Source organism: Deferrisoma sp., assembly GCF_054681715.1.
Genome location: NZ_BAAHFQ010000002.1, coordinates 21,714 through 39,347 on the forward strand (window position 1 = coordinate 21,714; position 17,634 = coordinate 39,347).

Genomic DNA, 17,634 nt, shown 5'->3' on the forward strand with positions numbered 1-17,634 from the left:
CTGGGAGGCGAGGGGAACCCCGTGGACCCTGCCTTCCAGCCGCTCCCTTGGCGCCCAGCCGCCCACCCGCCTCGCCGCCTCGCCGCTCGGAGATCGTTGTGAGTTTCTATACCTTCATGGGGGCCTTGGAGCAGGGCTTCGTGTACGCGCTCATGGCCCTGGGCGTGTATCTCACGTTTCGGGTGCTCGACTTCCCGGACCTCACGGTGGACGGGTCCCTGCCCCTGGGCGCGGCCGTGTCGGCCACATGGATCACCACCGGCGGGGATCCCTATGTGTCCGTCCTGATCGGGGTCGCCGCCGGCATGGTGGCCGGCTGGGTCACCGCCTTCCTGGCCACCAAGCTGAAGATCCTCCACCTCCTGGCCTCCATTCTCACCATGATCGCCCTTTACTCGGTGAACCTCCGGGTCATGGGCCGGCCCAACATCACCCTTCTCACGGAGCCCACGGTGTTCGGCCCCTTCGAGGGGCTCGGGATGCCCAACTACGTCCTCTACCCCCTCATCTTCTTCGGGGTCGTGGTGGTCTGCGTGGGGCTCCTGTGGTGGTTTTTGCACACGGAACTGGGGCTCGCCCTCCGGGCCACCGGTGACAACCCGGCCATGATCACGGCCCAGGGGGTGAACACCACCGTGACCATCATGCTGGGGCTCGCCCTCTCTAACGGGCTCGTGGCCCTCTCGGGCGCCCTGGTGGCCCAAAGCCAGGGATCGGCCGACGTGGGGATGGGGGTCGGAACCATCGTAGCGGGGCTCGCGTCGGTGATCCTCGGGGAGGCCCTGGTGGGCGAGGGGTCGGTGGGGCGGGCCCTGGTGGGCGTGGTGCTGGGCTCGGTGGTCTATCGGTTGGCGATCGCCACCGCGCTCTCCATCCGGTTCGGTGACCTCGCCCTCACCCCCAGCGATCTCAATCTGATCACCGCGGTGCTCGTTGTCGTGGCCCTCGGGGTTCCCGGGCTTCGCTCAAAACTCCTTCGCCGGAGGGCCGTGGCGTGATCCAGATCGAGGGGCTCATCAAGATCTTCCACCGGGGGAGCGTCAACGAAAACGTGGCCCTCTCGGGGGTGGACCTCCACGTGGCCGACGGCGACTTCGTCACCGTGATCGGCTCGAACGGCGCGGGGAAGTCCACCCTTCTCAACGCCGTGGCCGGCGCGTTTCCGGTGGACGCCGGCACCATCCGGATCGACGGCCGAGACGTGACCCGGCTTCCCGAGCACGAGCGCGCCCGGGACATCGGCCGGGTGTTCCAGGATCCGCTCAAGGGCACGGCCGCCTCCATGACCATCGAGGAGAACCTCGCCATCGCGGCCCGCCGGGGGCTCGCCCGGGGACTTCGGCCCGGGGTGCGAAAGGACGATCGTGACGAGTTCCGGGCGCTTCTCGCCACCCTGGGCCTGGGGCTCGAGAACCGGCTTCGCGATCCCGTGGGGCTTCTCTCGGGGGGCCAGCGCCAGTCGATCACCCTGCTCATGGCCACCCTGCGCCGGCCCAAGATCCTCCTGCTGGACGAGCACACCGCCGCGCTCGACCCCAAAACGGCCCACCTCGTCATGGACCTCACCGACCGGATCGTTGAGCGCGACCGCTTGACCACGCTCATGGTCACCCACAACATGGAGCAGGCGCTTCGCCACGGCAACCGCACCATCATGATGCACCGGGGCCGGATCATCCTGGACGTCTCCGGCGACGAGCGCAAAGGCCTCACCGTGAAGGACCTCCTCGACAAGTTCCACGAGGTCCGCACCGACGACGACGAACTCTCCGACCGGATGCTCCTGGCCTGACCAAACCTCGTTCGCATACGCAGCAGACGAGGTTTTTCTTCCTTCCCGACCATCCGTTTGGTATCCTGTGCGCCTTGGTTCACATGGAGCGGGAGAACCGCGGTTGGTCCCAGCGAGAGGAGGAGTGACATGGCGGAGATCAAGAAGGTCGGTGTGGTCGGTTTCGGGGTGATGGGTTCGGCCATCGGGCTCAACGCGGCGGCGTCGGGTTACGAGGTGGTCTACAAGGAACTCAACGACGAACTGGTGCAGAAGATGTTCGACCGGTTCGTCAAGGCCGCCCTCCAAAAGCGGGTGGAGCGGGGCAAGATGACCCAGGAGCAGATGGACGCGATCACCTCGAAGATCCGGGGTACCGCGAGCTACGAGGGTCTCGCGGACTGTGACCTGGTGATCGAGGCGGCCGTGGAGAAGATGGACCTCAAGATCCAGATCTTCGAGGACCTCTCCAATCACTGCCGGCCCGACGCGATACTCGTGAGCAACACCTCCACCTTCCTCATCGAGAAGCTCATGGAACGGGTGGACCGGCCCGAGCGCACGGCCGGGCTCCATTACTTTTTCCCGGCCAACGTGAACAAGCTCGTGGAGGTGATCCGGTCGAAGCACACCTCGGACGAGACGTACGAGGCCTTGATGGAGTTCGCCCGGAAGAACGGGAAGATCCCGATCACGGTCAAGGACTTCCCGGGGTTTGCGATCAACCCGATCTTCATCGCGAGCTACAACGTGCTGGATTCCTTTTACGACGGCCAGACCTACAACGTGGCCACCCTGGAGGACATCTCGAAGGAGGCCCTCGGCCTCAAGTACGGCATCATGTGGGTCCAGAACGGCTCGGGGCTCGGCACCGCCTACCACGCTGCCGTGTCGATGGTGGAGTACCTGGGCAACACAGACATCGGGTACCCCCCGGTACCCGAGGCGCTCAAGCGCCAGTTCGAGTCGGGCCAACCCTGGAACCTGGAGGACGGCCCGGTGAACACGGACCCTGCGGCCCGAGCCAAGGTGCGCGACCACCTGCTCGGAGCGATCTTCTCCATCGCCACCCACCTCGTGGACCGGGAGGTAGTGAGCCTCAAGGATCTGGAACTCGGGGTGAAAACGGCCCTGGCCTGGCCTAAGGGCCCGTTTGCGCTGATGAACGAGGTGGGCATGGAGGAGGCGACCCGCCTCGTACGCCTGGCGGACGAGGCGGGCTACTTCCGGGTGCCGGCCCGGTTCAAGGACGGGGTGCCGGCCCCCTGGGATCTCGGCTGACCGATCCGCCCTGGGCAGGGCGAAAAACGGGCTGCCGGCTCCCGGCAGCCCGTTTTTTCGTGCCAAGCCCCCCAGGCGAACAGGCCCGGGCCGGCGACCGGCCCCCGGCCCGTAGACCGACGACCAACGACCGTCGACCGATTTTTTTCTTGACTCCCGAGATCCCGACCCGTATAAAGCCCGACTCTTTTCGGCCCGGCCCCGGCGGCGTTCTTCGGGGGGAACCGAAAAGCGCCGCCGTGGCACGCGAAAAGGGAGAATTTTAGAACCCCTATAGGAGCAGAGGACATGATCAAGGACATCTCCAAGATCCGCAACATCGGCATCTCGGCCCACATCGACTCGGGCAAGACCACACTGACCGAGCGTATCCTCTACTACACCAACCGGATCCACGCGATCCACGAGGTGAAGGGCAAGGACGGCGCCGGGGCCACCATGGACTTCATGGAACTCGAGAAGGAGCGCGGCATCACGATCCAGTCGGCCGCCACCTTCTGCGAGTGGGCCGACCACTTCATCAACATCATCGACACCCCGGGCCACGTGGACTTCACCATCGAGGTGGAGCGGGCCCTGCGGGTGCTGGACGGCGCGATCCTGGTGCTCTGCGCCGTGGGCGGGGTCCAGAGCCAGTCCATCACCGTGGACCGGCAGATGAACCGCTACAAGGTGCCCCGGATCGCCTTTGTCAACAAGTGCGACCGCACCGGCGCGAACCCGTACCGGGTGCTGGACCAACTGCGCGACAAGCTCCAGCACAACGCCGTGCTCATGCAGATCCCGATCGGGCTCGAGGCCGACCACCAGGGGGTGGTGGACCTGGTGAAGATGAAGGCCGTGTACTTCGACGGGGACAACGGCGAGCACGTCCGCTACGAGGACGTCCCCGAAAGCCTCATGGAGGAAGCCCTGGCGCGGCGCGAGGAGCTCCTCGACGCCGCCAGCATGTTCGACGACGAACTCATGGAGGCCGTGCTCGAGGACCGGGCCACGGAGGAACAGATCCACGCCGCCATCCGCAAGGGCGTTCTGGCCCGGGAACTCACCCCGGTGTTCATGGGGTCGGCCTATAAGAACAAGGGGGTCCAGCCCCTTCTGGACGCCGTGGTGCGCTATCTCCCGAGCCCCTACGACATCCAGAACGTGGCGCTCGACATGGAACGCGACGAGGCCGAGATGCCCCTGGAGTCCGACCCCGAAAAGCCGACGGTGGGACTCGCATTCAAGCTCGAGGACGGAAGGTACGGCCAGCTCACCTACGTGCGGGTATACCAGGGCGTGATCCGCAAGGGCGACACCCTGGTCAACGCCCGGACCGGCAAGAAGTTCAAGGTGGGCCGGCTGTGCCGGATGCACGCGAACCAGATGGAGGAGATCGAGGCCTCGAACTCCGGGGACATCGTGGCCATGTTCGGGATCGACTGCGCCTCGGGCGACACCTTCTGCGCCGAGGGCATGCGGCTTACGATGACCTCCATGTACGTGCCCGAACCGGTGATCAGCCTGGCCGTGTACCCCAAGGACTCCAAGAGCCAGGTCAACATGTCGAAGGCCCTGAACCGGTTCTCCAAGGAGGACCCCACCTTCCGGACCTTCGTGGACCCGGAGAGCGGGGAGACGATCATCCAGGGCATGGGGGAGCTCCACCTCGACGTGTACATCGAGCGGATGCGCCGGGAGTACAAGGCCGAGGTGGAAACCGGGCAGCCCCAGGTGGCGTACCGGGAGGCCATCTCCCAGCGGGCCGAGTTCGACTACCTCCACAAGAAGCAGACCGGCGGTTCGGGCCAGTACGGCCGCGTGGCCGGGTACATCGAACCCCTGGAGGAGGGCGAGTACGAGTTCGTGGACCAGATCGTGGGCGGCGTGATCCCCCGGGAGTACATCCCGTCGTGTGACAAGGGCTTCCAGGCCTGCCTCAAGAAGGGCAGTCTGATCGGGGCCCCGATCACCGGGGTGCGGGTCGTGATCAACGACGGAGCGGCCCACTCGGTGGACTCCTCGGACATGGCCTTCCAGCAGGCGGCCATCGGCGCCTTCCGGCAGGCCTACCCCAAGGCAAAGCCCATCATCCTGGAACCCGTGATGAAGGTGGTGGTGGAGACCCCCTCCGAGTTCCAGGGCCAGGTGCTGGCTACCTTGAACCAGCGGCGCGGCATGATCGTCGGCACCTCGGAGGACGGGCTGTACACCGTGGTGGAGGCCGAGGTACCGCTGGCCGAGATGTTCGGGTACTCCACGGTGTTGCGTTCAGCCACCCAGGGCAAGGCCGAGTTCACGATGGAGTTCGCCAAGTACCGGCCCGTGCCCCAGAGCGTGGCCGAGGAACTCAAGAAGAAGTACCAGGAGGAGCTCAAAAAGGAGTCCGCGGCGTAGGGGGTGGTCCCGTGGCCGTGCTGATCCGCCTGAGCGACAGGAGCGCGCAGATGCTGAAGAACGAACTGGTGGCCCGCAATCCCCTCCGAATCCTCGACCAAACCCGCGAGGGGGGCCTCGCCCCGGGTCAGGTCGGCCTCGTGGCCGCACGGGCGGGCACCGGAAAGACGGCCTTCCTGATCCAGGTGGCGCTCGACAACCTGCTGCGGGGGAACCCGGTGCTCCACGTGAGCATCGGGGACACCGTGAACCACGTGAAGGCCTGGTACGAGGAGCTGTTCCGGGACCTTGCGGAGGGCTACGAACTCGAGCGCAGCCGCGAGGTCTGGGCCGAGGTCGAGCGCAACCGCTTTATCATGACCTTCCGGGTGCAGAGCTTCTCGGTCCAGAAACTGGAGGAGCGGCTCGTCGACCTCGTGGAGCAGTCGATTTTCTCGCCCCGGGCCGTGGTGGTGGACGGATTCGACGCCGGCGAAGACCTGGAGGGGATCCTCCAGGACCTCGGCGAGTTCGCGCGCAGCCGGGGCCTCAAGGTATGGGTGGCGGTCCGCACCCATCGGGACCAGGACGACCCGGGTGAGGGGTTGGAAAAGGCCCTGTCCCACGCCCACCTCGGGTTGACCCTGGAACCCGGTTCCGAGGGGGTGGAGCTTCGCGTGGCCCGGGCCGCGGGAACCCAGGCCGACGCTCGCTCCCTGGTGCTCGATCCCCGTACGTTTCTCCTGAAGGCGGCGGTCTGAGAACGAGTCGACCGCCACCTCTTCACTTCTCAGCCCTTCCCCCCGAAGAGCGGGCCCCGGTGGAGTCCTCTGCCTCCCCGGGGCCCGCTTTTGTCCTTACCCCCTCGTTGCCTCCCGCCGGCCGATGATTAGGTTTGGAGCGGCCATTGGGGCCCAAGACCGGCCAAAGGAGGTGACGCCATGGGTGGCACGATCCGATCCCACGCTTCCGAAACCGAGCTCTGGGACCGGGCCCTGGCCGGTGACCGAGAGGCATTTTGGCAGGCCGTCGAGCCCCATCTGCCCGAACTTCTCTACCGCGCCAGGCGGGATCTCGCGTATCACCGGTCCATGGGGGACCTGCTTCCCGGGGAACCCACGGCGCCCGAGGTGGTGGCCGACGCGCTGGCGAGGGCATGGCGGCTCCGGCGGCGGAAGCCCTCGGATCAGTCGCTGCGGGTCTGGCTTCTGGGGCGGCTGTACCGGGTGGTCCGCGACACCGTCCTCCGGGAGCGGCGGCTCCAGCGGCTCTGGAGCGTGACCCTCGAAAACCCGGTTCCGGTGGAAAACCCGACCCTCGTGGACGACGAATTCTACGACTGGTATCAGCCCGACGACCTGCCCCGGTGGGAGGACGCTCTGCCTTCGGACGAGCCCACCCCGGAACTTCTCGCCGAAGAGAAGGAGGTGTTTGCCGGCGGGAGGGCCGATGTCCGTCAGGCGGCGGTACTGCGAGACGAACACGGCCTGTCCCCGCGGGAGGTCGGGCAGGTGCTCGGGGTGGGCACGGAGGAGGCCCACCGGCTGCTCGCCCAAGCCCCCTCGCCGGCCGCCGATGCCACGGGGTAATACCACGTTGCCTTCGAACAGACACCCAGCCCGAAGCCCGGCAAGGGGCCTGGTTCCGGCCGCCTTCCTCGCCTTCACTGCCCCCTCGGGAATCCACGGGGGTCCGTGAACGCCGCCGGATGAGCCCCCCTTGTCGGCTGGGATGGTTTCGAGGCCCGCCCGGCCGCCTCCCGGTAGGGCGGGCGAACCGACGAAAGGAGGAACGCACGATGACCACGCCGGTTAACGTTTCCATGGAACAGATCCTGTCGCCGCAAGACACCGAGGAGGTGAAGGAACTGTTCGAGACCGCGGTGAACTCTCCCGTACACGTGCTCCCCACACCCGGCCAGGCGCGGGAACTGGCCGCATGGAAAGAGGGCAAAGCGCCGGTCGTAAGCCTTTACCTGGACCTCGGGCCGGAACGCCGGGCACGGGGGGGGTGGGAGGCCGCCGTAAAGGACCTTTTGCGGAAAACACGGGAAGCGGGAGGTCCCGCGGTGGAAAACGAGGTGTCCCGTTTGGAGACGGTGCTGCTCGCAGACCCGCCGCCCACCCAGGCCCGCGGCCTGGCCCTGTTCACGTGCGGCGCGGAGGGACTCTGGCGCATGTTCACCCTGCCGATCCAGGTGGACGACCGGGTCCACGTGGGCCCGCGGCCCTATGTGCGACCCCTCGTACGGGCGATCGATGAACACGAGCAGGCCCTCGTGGTACTCGCCTCTGAAGCCCGGAGCCGGGTCGCCCTCACCCAAGCCGGACTCTGCCAAGAACTCCTCACGATCGAGGGCCTCAAGATCCGGGAGGTGTGCTCCGACCGGTGGGATCCGCGCCGATACCTCACGCGGGACGAGCGGGACCGGTTGAAAACCGAGTTGCGCCATTCCGAGGCGAAGGCGCTCGCCCACGTGGTGGAGGCCCTTGCACGGCAGCTGGGGGTGGAACACATTCTCCTGGGGGCATCCCCGGCCTTCCGGGGCGCCCTCTTGGAGCACCTCGATCCCCAGGTTCGCGGCCGCGTCGAGCCCGAACCGTTCCCGCTGCTTCTGGAAGCCTCACCGGAGGAACTCGCCAAACGGGCCCTGGAGGCCTCCCGAGCGATCGAGGCACGGGAAGAGGCGAGGACCCTTTCCCGGATCGAGGAGGAAGGCGTGCTCGGCGCCGATCCGGTGCTCCAGGCGCTCCACAACCGCAATGTGCGCACCCTGGCCGTGGCCTGCGGGTTTACCGAACCCGGCGGTCGGTGCGCCGCCTGCGGCCGCCTGCGCGCCGGGGAAGGCCCCTGCCCGACCTGCGGCGCGGCCGTGGAACGGGTGGAGGACGTTTGGGATCTCGCGATGGAAGAGGCCTTGGTTCAGGCGGCCTCGATCGAGATCGTGCAAAGCGAACCGGCAAAGGGCCGCCTCGCATCCCTAGGCGGCGCGGGCGCCCTGCCGCGGTACTGAACGTCGGGGGGCCGCAGCGGCCCCCCTTCCAACTGACACGGACCCGTCGCCCGCGTTGGGGGGGCAAGGGGCCTCCCGGAGAGCCGGGTGCGGCCCCCGCAAAAAGCCGCGCAGTGCCTCCGTCGCTCGCACCACGAACCCGCCGCGTCTAGGCGAGTGGGCCATGGAGCCACCGCCCGGGGTCCGGGCTGCGCGGCGGTTCGGGTGCCGGCACTCGCGCCCGGCCGGAGGGGGGCCCCTTGCCCCGCCCGCCAGCGCGCGCCCCGGCGCTTGCGCGCGTCAATCGGTCGCAAGCAGGCCGCGCTCCGCGGCCTACGGAGCTTCCAAGTAGCTTCCTGCTAGGACGTTGGGAGGCTGGGATGCTAGGACGCCTAAATCCTTTGGGATTCCGGCGTCAGCGGCTGTCCCAACCTGTGGGAGCGGCTGCCGTATCAGGGGCCGGAATTCAGGAATCAGAGGTCAGAGAACCCCCTGTCCTCCGTCGTGTGTCCACTGACTCCTGGCACCGGCGCCGCTCCCACACCGGGGCCCCGCCTCGCGCGTTACTGTCCTGCGTAGCGGGGCCCTAAAGGGGCCCCGGGGAGCTTCCGTGGAACTTCGGCTGGGCGGCGGGGCTGCTCGGCGGCTCGGCAGCGGAACCCCTTCGGGATTTCTGCGTCACCGCTTGCCCGAACCTGCCTCGCCTCGGCAGGTGGGCGATCGAAGGGGCGCCCGGCGCCTGCCCGGGGCGGTACTCGGCGAACAGGCCGCCTCGTGGCCTACGGGGTTTCCATGTTTCCAGGAGGGGTCAGAGCCCCAACGGTTCGGGCACCAGGAGCACCCCCAGATCCGTGAGCCTGGGCCGGCGCTCCAGGATCTGGACGATCCGGCAGATCCGGTCGGGGCTCCGGCAGTCGACGCAACGGCCGGTGGTGGCGCACGGAGTCTTGAACGACAGCCGATGGGCGTTGGGTGGGGCCGCCCACTCCCGGATCCGGGCCCTCGCCGCTTCCACCGAGTCCACGATCTTGTTCGCCCCCGCCATGACGCGAACCTTCTTCGGCCCAAACGCCACCGCCCCCACCCGGTTCCCCGTGGCGTCCACGTTCACGATGCACCCGTCGAGGGTGATCGCGTTCGCCCCGCTCAGGAACAGGTCGCAGGTCAACTGGCGGCGCATGATCTCGACCCGTTCCTCCGGGGTGAGACCCGGCGCCCCGTGGACCAGGCACTCCTTCCCCAGGGCCGCCATTCGTTCCGGAAGCCCGAGTTCCACCAGGGTGACGGAGCCGCCGAACCCCACGGTCCGGGCCTCCCGGGCTTCCGCCACGAGGCGTTCCACCGCCTCCTCCCGGCTCCGGCACACCCACACGGAAAACCCGTTCTCCTCGAGGGCCTTTGCGGCGAGTTCCACCCTCCGCTCGGCCTGCCACCGCGCGTATTCGTTCATCTCGACCTCCTCGGACTTCGCCCTACGGTTCGCGGCCGCCCGACGGGTCGGGACGCGGCCCGACCGATGACCGGAGACCGACAACCGCGTCGATCAAAAACGCTCCACAAGCTTCTCGATCAGGTACGAACTCTCCCGGATCGCCTGCCCGGCGAACGGCCCGAACCACTCGGCCACCCGCCGGAACTCCCCGATCAGGCCTTCCCGACCGCCCTCCTCCAGGAACGCGGCGTTTTCGGCCGCCGCCTCGAGGAACCGACGCAAAAGGGCCCTGCGTTCCGGGGTGGAGAGCATGATGTCGGCGTAGAGTTCCGGATCCTGGGCGAACAGCCGCCCCACCATGCCGAGTTCCAGCCGGTAGATGGGGCTCGAAACCTCCAGCGTCCGCGCCAGGTCCACCCCCGTGCGGCACAGGAACTGCCCGAACACGAACGTGGCGAAATGGCGTAGCGCCTGCACCACCCCCATGATCTCGTCGTGCTCCTCCGGGGTGGAGCGCACGACCACGGCCCCCCACGCGGCCAGTTGCTCCAGCACCCAGGAGGAACGCTCCGGCTCCCGGGCCGGCGTGGCCACGACCACCTGCTTGTCGAGGCTCCGGGTCGTGGGCCCGAACATCGGGTGGAGCCCCAACACCGGACCGGCATGGGCTTCGAGCATGGCCTGCACGGGTTCGCGCTTGAGGCTCGCAAGATCCGCGAGCACGCATTCTCCCGGGAGGTGGGGCGCCAACCGCCGGGCCGCCTCGGCCGTGGCCCGGATCGGGACGGCCAGAAGGGCGAGGTCGGCCCCTGCGGCCAACTCCTTCGCTCGCCCCCAGTCCTCCCGCTCCAACACCTCGGTGCGGTACCCCGCGGCAGAGAACCACTCGACCAGGCGCGCCCCCATCGCGCCCCGGCCGCCCACCACGAGCACCTTGGCCCCGGGCCGCACCCCGGGCGCCCGAAGCCCCCGGGCTTGCGCCTCCCGCGAGGCCCGCACGATCGCCCGGAACACGTCTTCGACGAGATCCGGATCCAGACCCGCCTCGGCGGCCTGCTCCCGCCTCCGGGAGATCAGATCCTCCTCCCGGGCCGGGTGGTACACAGGAAGTCCCATGCGGCGCTTGTGCTCGGCCACCCGGGCCACCACCCGGCGCCGCTCGGCCAGGAGCGACACGAGGTCCCGGTCGATCCGGTCGATCTCGGCCCGCAGCCCCTCGAGGGTGTCGTTTGATTCCGACGTCCTTTTCGCGCTCACCCTGGGTTCACCCTCCGTCCAACGTCGCGGTTTCGCAGCGGGGCGGCCCTTCCCGAATCTCGGCGCTGGGGACGACGACGCGCCGCCCGGCGTCCGTGTATACCACGGGGCTCCCGAGGGCTCCAACCGGGTTCCGCTCCGGGGGAGCCTTGTGCTATAAGGCCGGATTCCGTCCCGTTGAGGAGGAGAGGAGATGGACCTCGCCCACCGCCCGCTCGTCCGGTCGTTCGCGGCCTGCGCCATCGCGACGTCGCTCGCCGGCCCGGCCCTGGCGCTCGTGGACATCCCCCTTTGGGAGCCGAACGCCCGGGCCGTCTCCGACCTCGCCGCCTCGTCCGGGGTGGCCCGGCCGGCCGACCCGGCCGCGGGCCCCTTGGACGACGCCCTGTATCTGGAGGCCTATCGGGCCCTCAAGCCCCGGGGCCTCGTCGATCCCCTGGGGGAGCGCCTGGAGCGCTGGGCCCAAGCGAGAGCCGACGGCGGACTCCACTGGGAGACCTTGGCCCCCGACCTCACGCTGCGCTCGTACTGGGCCAATGAGGACACCCGCGACCGACCCCTCTACGGAACGGCCGGGGACACCCTCGAAGACGGCTGGACCACCTTCCTGAACGCCTCGGGGGCGGCGTTCTGGGGCGACCGGGTGGCCGGCGCCTACGAACTCCAGTTCGCCCGGGAACCCGGGGATTTCTCGTTTCGGGTGAAGCGGCTCTACGTCAAGGGTGTGTGGGGCAAGTGGTCGCTCAAGGTGGGCCGGGACGCCGAACGCCTGGGCCCGGGCTACCACGGGAGCCTCCTGCTCGACGCCAACGCCCCCACCTACGACTACTGGCGGGTCCGCACCGAGGCACCCCTGTTCCTGCCCGGTAGCCTCGCGTGGCTCGGGGGCTTTCGGTTTCTGGTGTTCAACGCCTACCTCTCGGACGGCGATCCCGATCCGGCCGATTCGCGCTACGGGAGCGGGATAAACCCCGTCCACGATCCCCGCCTCCTCGGGATGCGGGCCTCGTACCACCCCACGTCCTGGCTCGACCTGGGAGCGAACCGGGCCATCCTGTACGGGGGCAAGGGTCGAGAGGTCTACGACACCCCGAAGGACTGGTGGGAACTCTTCACCGCGACCAACGAAAACGTCGACCCCGGGGAGAGCCACCGCTACGACAACGACCAGTACGTGTCGTTCGACCTCACGGTGCGGCTGCCGTTCCTAAACGGTTGGGGGCCGCTGAAGGGTGGGAAAGCCTATTTCGAGTACGGCTCCACCGACATCATCTCCAAATGGCAAGGGGAAAATACCGGGAGTTGGGAGCCGTTCAAGCTGAACCGGGTCGCCAAACTGGGCGGTCTCTACCTCACCACCGCGGTCACGGAGTTTCGGTTCGAGTGGGCCGAAACCGACGTCCCGTGGTACCGGAACCGCATGTACCCCCAAGGGTATACCTATCGGGGACACCCCCTGGGTCATCACATGGGGGGCGACGCCCAAAATTGGTTCTTCGAACTCTCGCGCCACTTCGGACCCGCTTGGCGGGCCCGGGTGAGCCTCGATCTCGAGGAACGGGCCCGGAGCACCGGAACGGAGGAGCGCCGGGCCGAGTGGGGCTTCGGACTTGAGGCCCGGAGGGTCCGCCTGTGGGATGCTCCCCTGGAGGTCCGGGCCGAAGCAATGTGGGCCCGGGTTGCGAACGCCCTCGACACCCCGGATCGAAGCGACCGCACCGAACTCTACCTGGGGCTCTCCGCGACGGCCCGGTGGTTTTGAAGGGCTTTTCCTCTCCTTCGGGGGATCCGGGGGAGCGGATGCTGGCCCGGTGACCGCCTCCACCGAGCCGAGCATCTGTCGCAGGGGGTACCCCACCCCGCTGGCCCTGTAGCCTGAAATCACGAAAGAGGGTTTTCTCCATGAACCGATTCGTCCGCGTCCTCTTCGCCCTGGCACTCGCCGCCGCTCCGCTGGGCCTGGCCCGAGCGGCGGGCCCGTCGCTGCCGGCACCCACGTCCGGGGCCCCGAAGATTCCGGGACTTCCCCCAGGGGTCGATGTGAACCGCCTGCTCCAGCAGATGCAGGGGGGATCGGGCGCAGTTTCCGCGCCCGCCCCCAGGGAGGAGCCGAAGCGAAAGGCAGCGGTCCAGAAGGAGAGTCCGGAAGAGGAGTTCCGAGCCATCGTGAAGGAAGTCCTCCTGACGGAGATGCCGGACGCCGAAAAGCGCAAAGAACTGCTGACCCAGGCACTGGCGCTCGGTCTGACCCGAGCAGAAGCCGAGAAAATCCTGGAGGAGGTGGCAGAGGAGAGAGCCGAGCGAATCCGCGCCGCCCTGGCCGACGTCAGAGCGCTTCGCGAAGCAGGCGACCTCGACGAAGAGGCCCGTGCTTGGCTTCTGCGAAAATGGATGGACCTCGGGGACTCCCAGGAGGAGGCGGAGAAGCTCCTGGAGTACGCCATGGAACGGCTCCACCGGCTCGACGTGTACCGCTCGGTGCTGGAGACGTTCAGGTCCGACGGGGTCATTACCGCCACCGAGCGGACAATCCTGGAGCAACGGCGGACCCAACTGGCCCTGACCGACGAAGACCACGCGACGGTGGAGGCGGAACTCGAGGAGGAGGGCCCCGCCCCCGTGCTGGACGTGTACGAACGGCTCCGCAAGGAGGCCGAATCCCTCCAACCGGCGCAGGCCAAGCTCGAGCTTTACGGGAAACAGCTCTTCGCCGCCGGGCCCGACGCCTTTGCCCCCCCGGCCCTCCTGCCGCCCCCCGACGACTACCGGGTCGGGCCGGGGGACCGGTTCCACGTCACCCTCTGGGGCCGACTCGAGGCCGAGTACGATCTCGTGGTGGACCCCGAGGGGCGGGTCCAGTTCCCTAAGGTGGGCCCCGTATCCGTGGCCGGCCTCACCTACCGGGAAGCGCGCGATGCGCTGCGCACCCGGGCCGAATCCATCACCGGGGTGAACGCCGCCGTGACCTTGGCGGCGACCCGGTCCATTCAGGTGTTCGTGGTGGGGGAGGTGGAGGCTCCCGGCGCGGTCACCCTCTCGCCCCTGTCCCAAACGGTGCACGCGGTCATGGCCGCGGGAGGCCCCACGGACCTGGGGTCGTTGCGGTCGGTGCGGCTGCGGCGTGGGGGCAAGGTGATCGCCACCCTGGACCTGTACGCCTTCCTCCGGGACGGATACGCCCCGGGCGACCGCCCCCTGGAAACCGGCGACGTGGTGGTGGTGCCGCGGGCCACCGTTCTGGTGGAGGTCACCGGCGTCGTGAAGCGGCCGGCCATCTACGAACTCCTCCCCGGTGAGGGCCTCCGAGCCGCCCTGGACTTCGCGGGGGGACTGCGTGCCGATGCCTTTGGCGGCCGGATCCAGGTGGAGCGGACCGAAGGCCATGAACGCCGGGTGGTCCGGGACGTTACCTGGGGCCCCGGGGCCCCGGATTTTCCGCTCAAGGACGGCGACCGCGTCAGGGCGTTTCCGGTGCCCCCCGAGCCCGAGAACAAGGTCGCCCTTTACGGCCACGTGTATCGGCCGGGCACCTATGCCTGGAAAGAGGGTCTTCGGATCTCCGGACTCCTCGGTTCCGCCGATCGGCTTAAACCCCGGGTGGACCTGGAGTACGGGGTGATCCTCCGGGACACCGGACCAGACCGCGTGAAGGAGGTGGTCACCTTCCGGCCGGGCCGGGCCCTGGAGGCCGCCGGGACCGAGGAGGACCCCCTGCTCCGGCCCGGCGATGAGGTGTTTCTGTTCAGCCAGGACGCGTTCCGGCCCCCCCACCGGGCCACGGCTTCGGGGCAGGTTCGAAAGCCCGGCCTGTACCGGATCGAGCCGGGGGCCCGGGTTGCCGATCTGGTCCGGCTGGCCGGCGGGCTCGCCCCCGACGCGCTGCTCTCTCGGGCCGAACTCCTCCGGTACCTCCCGGGGCGGGAGCGCCAGACCCTCTACGTGGACCTGGGAGCCGCCCTCGCCGGCAACCCGGACCACAACCTGGAACTCCAGGACGAGGACGAGCTCGTGGTCCATGCGGTGTGGGACCTGGGTCCGGAACCCGTGGTGTTCGTAGAGGGCGAGATTCAAAAGGCAAAAAATCCGGAAAATCTGACGGGGAAGACCGCGTGGGATCGCTTCCGTGAGTGGGTTGAGAGCGAACAAGATCGTGATGGCAACCCCAGCCAGACAGGATTTGGAGGACTGCCGACCCCTAGGAACCGGGGGAGAAAGCCACCAGAGGCGATTGCCCGAAAGACGGAAGAGGGAGAACTCGGTTCGGTCCCGGTGCGCCTCACCCGGGGGATGACCGTCCGGGATCTCGTGTTCAAGGCCGGCGGGCTCACCAAAAGCGCGTACCTACCCGTCGCCCACCTGTACCGCACCGACCCCGCCACCAAGGAGATCACGGCCCGCACCTTCGACCTGGGCCGGGCGCTCCAGGGGGACCCGGCCCACAACCTGGAACTTCAGGATCTGGACCACGTGGTGATCCATTCCGCCTACGACTTCCAACCGCTTCGGCCGGTGGTGGTGGGGGGCATGGTCACCCGCCCCGGGGAGTATCCCTACGCCGAGAACCTCCGGGTGAGGGATCTGATCCTCGCGGCGGGGGGGCTAAAGGACGAGGCCTATCCGGACGAGGCCGAGATCGTGCGCACCGAGGTACCCGAGGGCTCCGACGAGGCCGTCACCCGCACGATCCGGTTCTCCCTGGAGCAGGCCATGGCCGGCGACCCCGAGCACAACCTGCCGCTTCGGCCCTACGACAAGGTGTTCGTGAAGCGCATCCCGGAGTGGCGCGAAACCTGGAAGGTCGAGGTCGCGGGCGAGGTCCGGTTCCCGGGCACCTACTACGTCTCGAAGGGCGAGCACCTCTCGAGCGTCCTGCGCCGGGCCGGGGGCTACACCCCCGAGGCCTACCTGCGTGGCGCCGTGTTCACCCGGGAAAGCGCCAGAGAGCAGCAGCAGCGCCGGCTCGACGAACTCCGGGACCGGCTCCAGCAGGCGATCCTCCGGGCCTCGTCGGCCGAGGTGCAGGCCGCGCTCACCCCCGAGGACGTGGCCGCCCAAAAACAGTACCTGGCGGCCCAGGAGCAGCTTCTCCGGAAACTCGAGGCGGCCCGGGCCACGGGCCGGGTGGTGGTGCGGTTTCTGCCCCTGGAGGAACTGGAGGGGTCCGAATGGGACATCGCCCTGGAGGACGGCGACACGCTCACGATCCCCAAACGGCCCCAGACCGTGAATGTGGTGGGCGCGGTCTACAACCCCACGAGCCTCCTGTGGGAGCCGGCCAACCGCACGGTGGAGCACTACCTGGAGAAAACCGGGGGGCCCACCCCGGACGCCGAGGAGAAGGAGATCTACGTGGTGCGGGCCGACGGCACGGTTGTGAGCTCCCGCAGCCTCGCCGGCGGCAGTTGGTGGAGCCGCGACATCGAGGCGCTCGAGCTCTATCCCGGCGACACCGTGCTCGTGCCGGAGAAGGTCGTACGGGTGAGTTTCATGAAGGAGCTCAAGGACATGACCCAGATTCTCTACCAGATCGCGGTGACGGCCGGGGTGGCCGTGGCCCTGTTCTAGGATGGCGAGCATGACCGAGCCGACCCGACCCGAGCCGCCGGCCGGCGGCGTTCCCGTGCCCCCGGGGTATCTCCCCTACTGGATGCCCCCCGAGGAGGACGAGATCGATCTCCTGGACCTCCTGGCCGTGCTGCGGCGACGGTGGCGACGGATCGCGCTCGTCACCGTGCTCGGCACGGGGCTGGCCGTGGCCTATGCCCTCCTGGCCACCCCCATGTACCGGGCCCAGGCCGTGATCGCGCCGCCCCAGGAGAAGGCCCAGAGCGGGGTGTCCTCGGCCCTGGCGGCGTTCGGGGGGTTCGGGGCCGAGATCGCCGGGAGCCTCGGCATCTCCCTCGGCGGGGCCGACGCGAACCGGTTGGAGGCGCTCCTCAAGAGCCACCGCCTGATCGAGCGGGTCGTGAAGAAACACGACCTCCTGCCCGTGCTGTTCGACGACATCTGGGACCCCAAGACCAAGAGATGGCTCGTGGACGACCCCAAGGACGTGCCCAACGTCTGGGACGCCGAAAAGCTCCTGGAGAGCGTATATCGAGTCAAGAACGACACCAAGGCGGGGGTGCTCCGGGTGAGCTTCGAGTGGAAGGACCCCGAGCTGGCCAAAACTCTGCTCACGTACTTCCTCGAGGAACTCGCCCTCGTGGTCCAGGAGGACGAACTCAAAAAGATCGAGGCGAACCGCCGGTTCGCCGAGCAGCAACTCCAGAAGGCCACCGACCCGGTCATCGTGGCGAAACTCCAAGCCCTTTTGTCCGAGCAGGTGGAGAAGGCCATGATGGCCCAGAACGTGGAACACTTCGCCTACGAGGCGATCGATCCCCCGGCCGTGTCGGATGAGAAGGTCAAGCCCAAGCGGGCCCTGATCGGCGCCCTGGGGCTCACGGCGTCGCTCTTCTTCGGGGTATTCCTGGCGTTTTTCGCCGAGTGGGTCGAAAACGCGAAGGCCCGGGCCCGGAAGAAGGAGGCGGCCGCCTGACG

General features: G+C 68.2%; 12 protein-coding genes. 10 read left to right on the forward strand and 2 right to left on the reverse strand.

The window, feature by feature from the left end:
* Positions 1-98 precede the first annotated feature (98 nt).
* From ACY0I8_RS00715 to ACY0I8_RS00745, 7 genes are all read left to right on the forward strand, one after another.
* Positions 99-998, forward strand: coding sequence for an ABC transporter permease (locus ACY0I8_RS00715; RefSeq protein WP_459942312.1), 900 nt, complete (start codon positions 99-101; stop codon positions 996-998).
* Positions 995-1,792: an ABC transporter ATP-binding protein gene (locus ACY0I8_RS00720; protein ID WP_459942313.1), complete on the forward strand. Its 798-nt coding sequence runs from the start codon at positions 995-997 to the stop codon at positions 1,790-1,792. The genes ACY0I8_RS00715 and ACY0I8_RS00720 overlap by 4 nt, the downstream gene beginning before the upstream one ends.
* A 129-nt stretch (positions 1,793-1,921) precedes the next feature.
* Entirely contained in the window at positions 1,922-3,052 is a 1,131-nt protein-coding gene (locus ACY0I8_RS00725) for a 3-hydroxyacyl-CoA dehydrogenase family protein (RefSeq protein ID WP_459942314.1), read from the forward strand.
* Between the two features lie 288 nt (positions 3,053-3,340).
* Positions 3,341-5,431: an elongation factor G gene (fusA, locus tag ACY0I8_RS00730; protein ID WP_461393158.1), complete on the forward strand. Its 2,091-nt coding sequence runs from the start codon at positions 3,341-3,343 to the stop codon at positions 5,429-5,431.
* Positions 5,432-5,481: 50 nt separating this feature from the next.
* On the forward strand, positions 5,482-6,171 hold the full coding sequence (locus ACY0I8_RS00735) for an ATPase domain-containing protein (RefSeq protein ID WP_461393159.1): 690 nt from the start codon (positions 5,482-5,484) through the stop codon (positions 6,169-6,171).
* A 180-nt stretch (positions 6,172-6,351) separates the two neighbouring features.
* Positions 6,352-6,999, forward strand: a complete 648-nt coding sequence (locus ACY0I8_RS00740; RefSeq protein ID WP_461393160.1) for an RNA polymerase sigma factor — start codon at positions 6,352-6,354, stop codon at positions 6,997-6,999.
* A gap of 209 nt (positions 7,000-7,208) precedes the next feature.
* Positions 7,209-8,423 carry a baeRF10 domain-containing protein gene (locus ACY0I8_RS00745; protein WP_461393161.1) on the forward strand — a complete coding sequence of 405 codons (1,215 nt, stop codon included), beginning with the start codon at positions 7,209-7,211 and terminating at the stop codon, positions 8,421-8,423.
* 787 nt (positions 8,424-9,210) lie between these two features.
* On the opposite strand, the gene ACY0I8_RS00750 is transcribed toward ACY0I8_RS00745, so the two are convergent.
* Together ACY0I8_RS00750 and tyrA are read right to left on the reverse strand one after the other, a co-directional pair.
* Complete coding sequence (locus ACY0I8_RS00750; RefSeq protein ID WP_461393162.1) at positions 9,211-9,852, reverse strand: lactate utilization protein; 642 nt, start codon at positions 9,850-9,852, stop codon at positions 9,211-9,213.
* 93 nt (positions 9,853-9,945) lie between these two features.
* Entirely contained in the window at positions 9,946-11,091 is a 1,146-nt protein-coding gene (gene tyrA, locus ACY0I8_RS00755) for a bifunctional chorismate mutase/prephenate dehydrogenase (RefSeq protein ID WP_461393163.1), read from the reverse strand.
* A gap of 193 nt (positions 11,092-11,284) precedes the next feature.
* On the opposite strand from tyrA, the gene ACY0I8_RS00760 reads away from it, so the two are divergent.
* The 3 genes from ACY0I8_RS00760 to ACY0I8_RS00770 all read left to right on the forward strand — a co-directional run bounded on the left by ACY0I8_RS00760 (position 11,285) and on the right by ACY0I8_RS00770 (position 17,632).
* Positions 11,285-12,853 (forward strand): capsule assembly Wzi family protein, encoded by a 1,569-nt coding sequence (locus tag ACY0I8_RS00760; protein WP_461393164.1) that lies wholly within the window; start codon positions 11,285-11,287, stop codon positions 12,851-12,853.
* Between the two features lie 404 nt (positions 12,854-13,257).
* Complete coding sequence (locus ACY0I8_RS00765) at positions 13,258-16,656, forward strand: SLBB domain-containing protein (RefSeq protein WP_461393165.1); 3,399 nt, start codon at positions 13,258-13,260, stop codon at positions 16,654-16,656.
* Between the two features lie 10 nt (positions 16,657-16,666).
* The gene (locus ACY0I8_RS00770; RefSeq protein ID WP_461393166.1) at positions 16,667-17,632 is read left to right on the forward strand and encodes a Wzz/FepE/Etk N-terminal domain-containing protein; all 966 of its coding nucleotides are present in this window, start codon (positions 16,667-16,669) and stop codon (positions 17,630-17,632) included.
* Positions 17,633-17,634 lie beyond the last annotated feature (2 nt).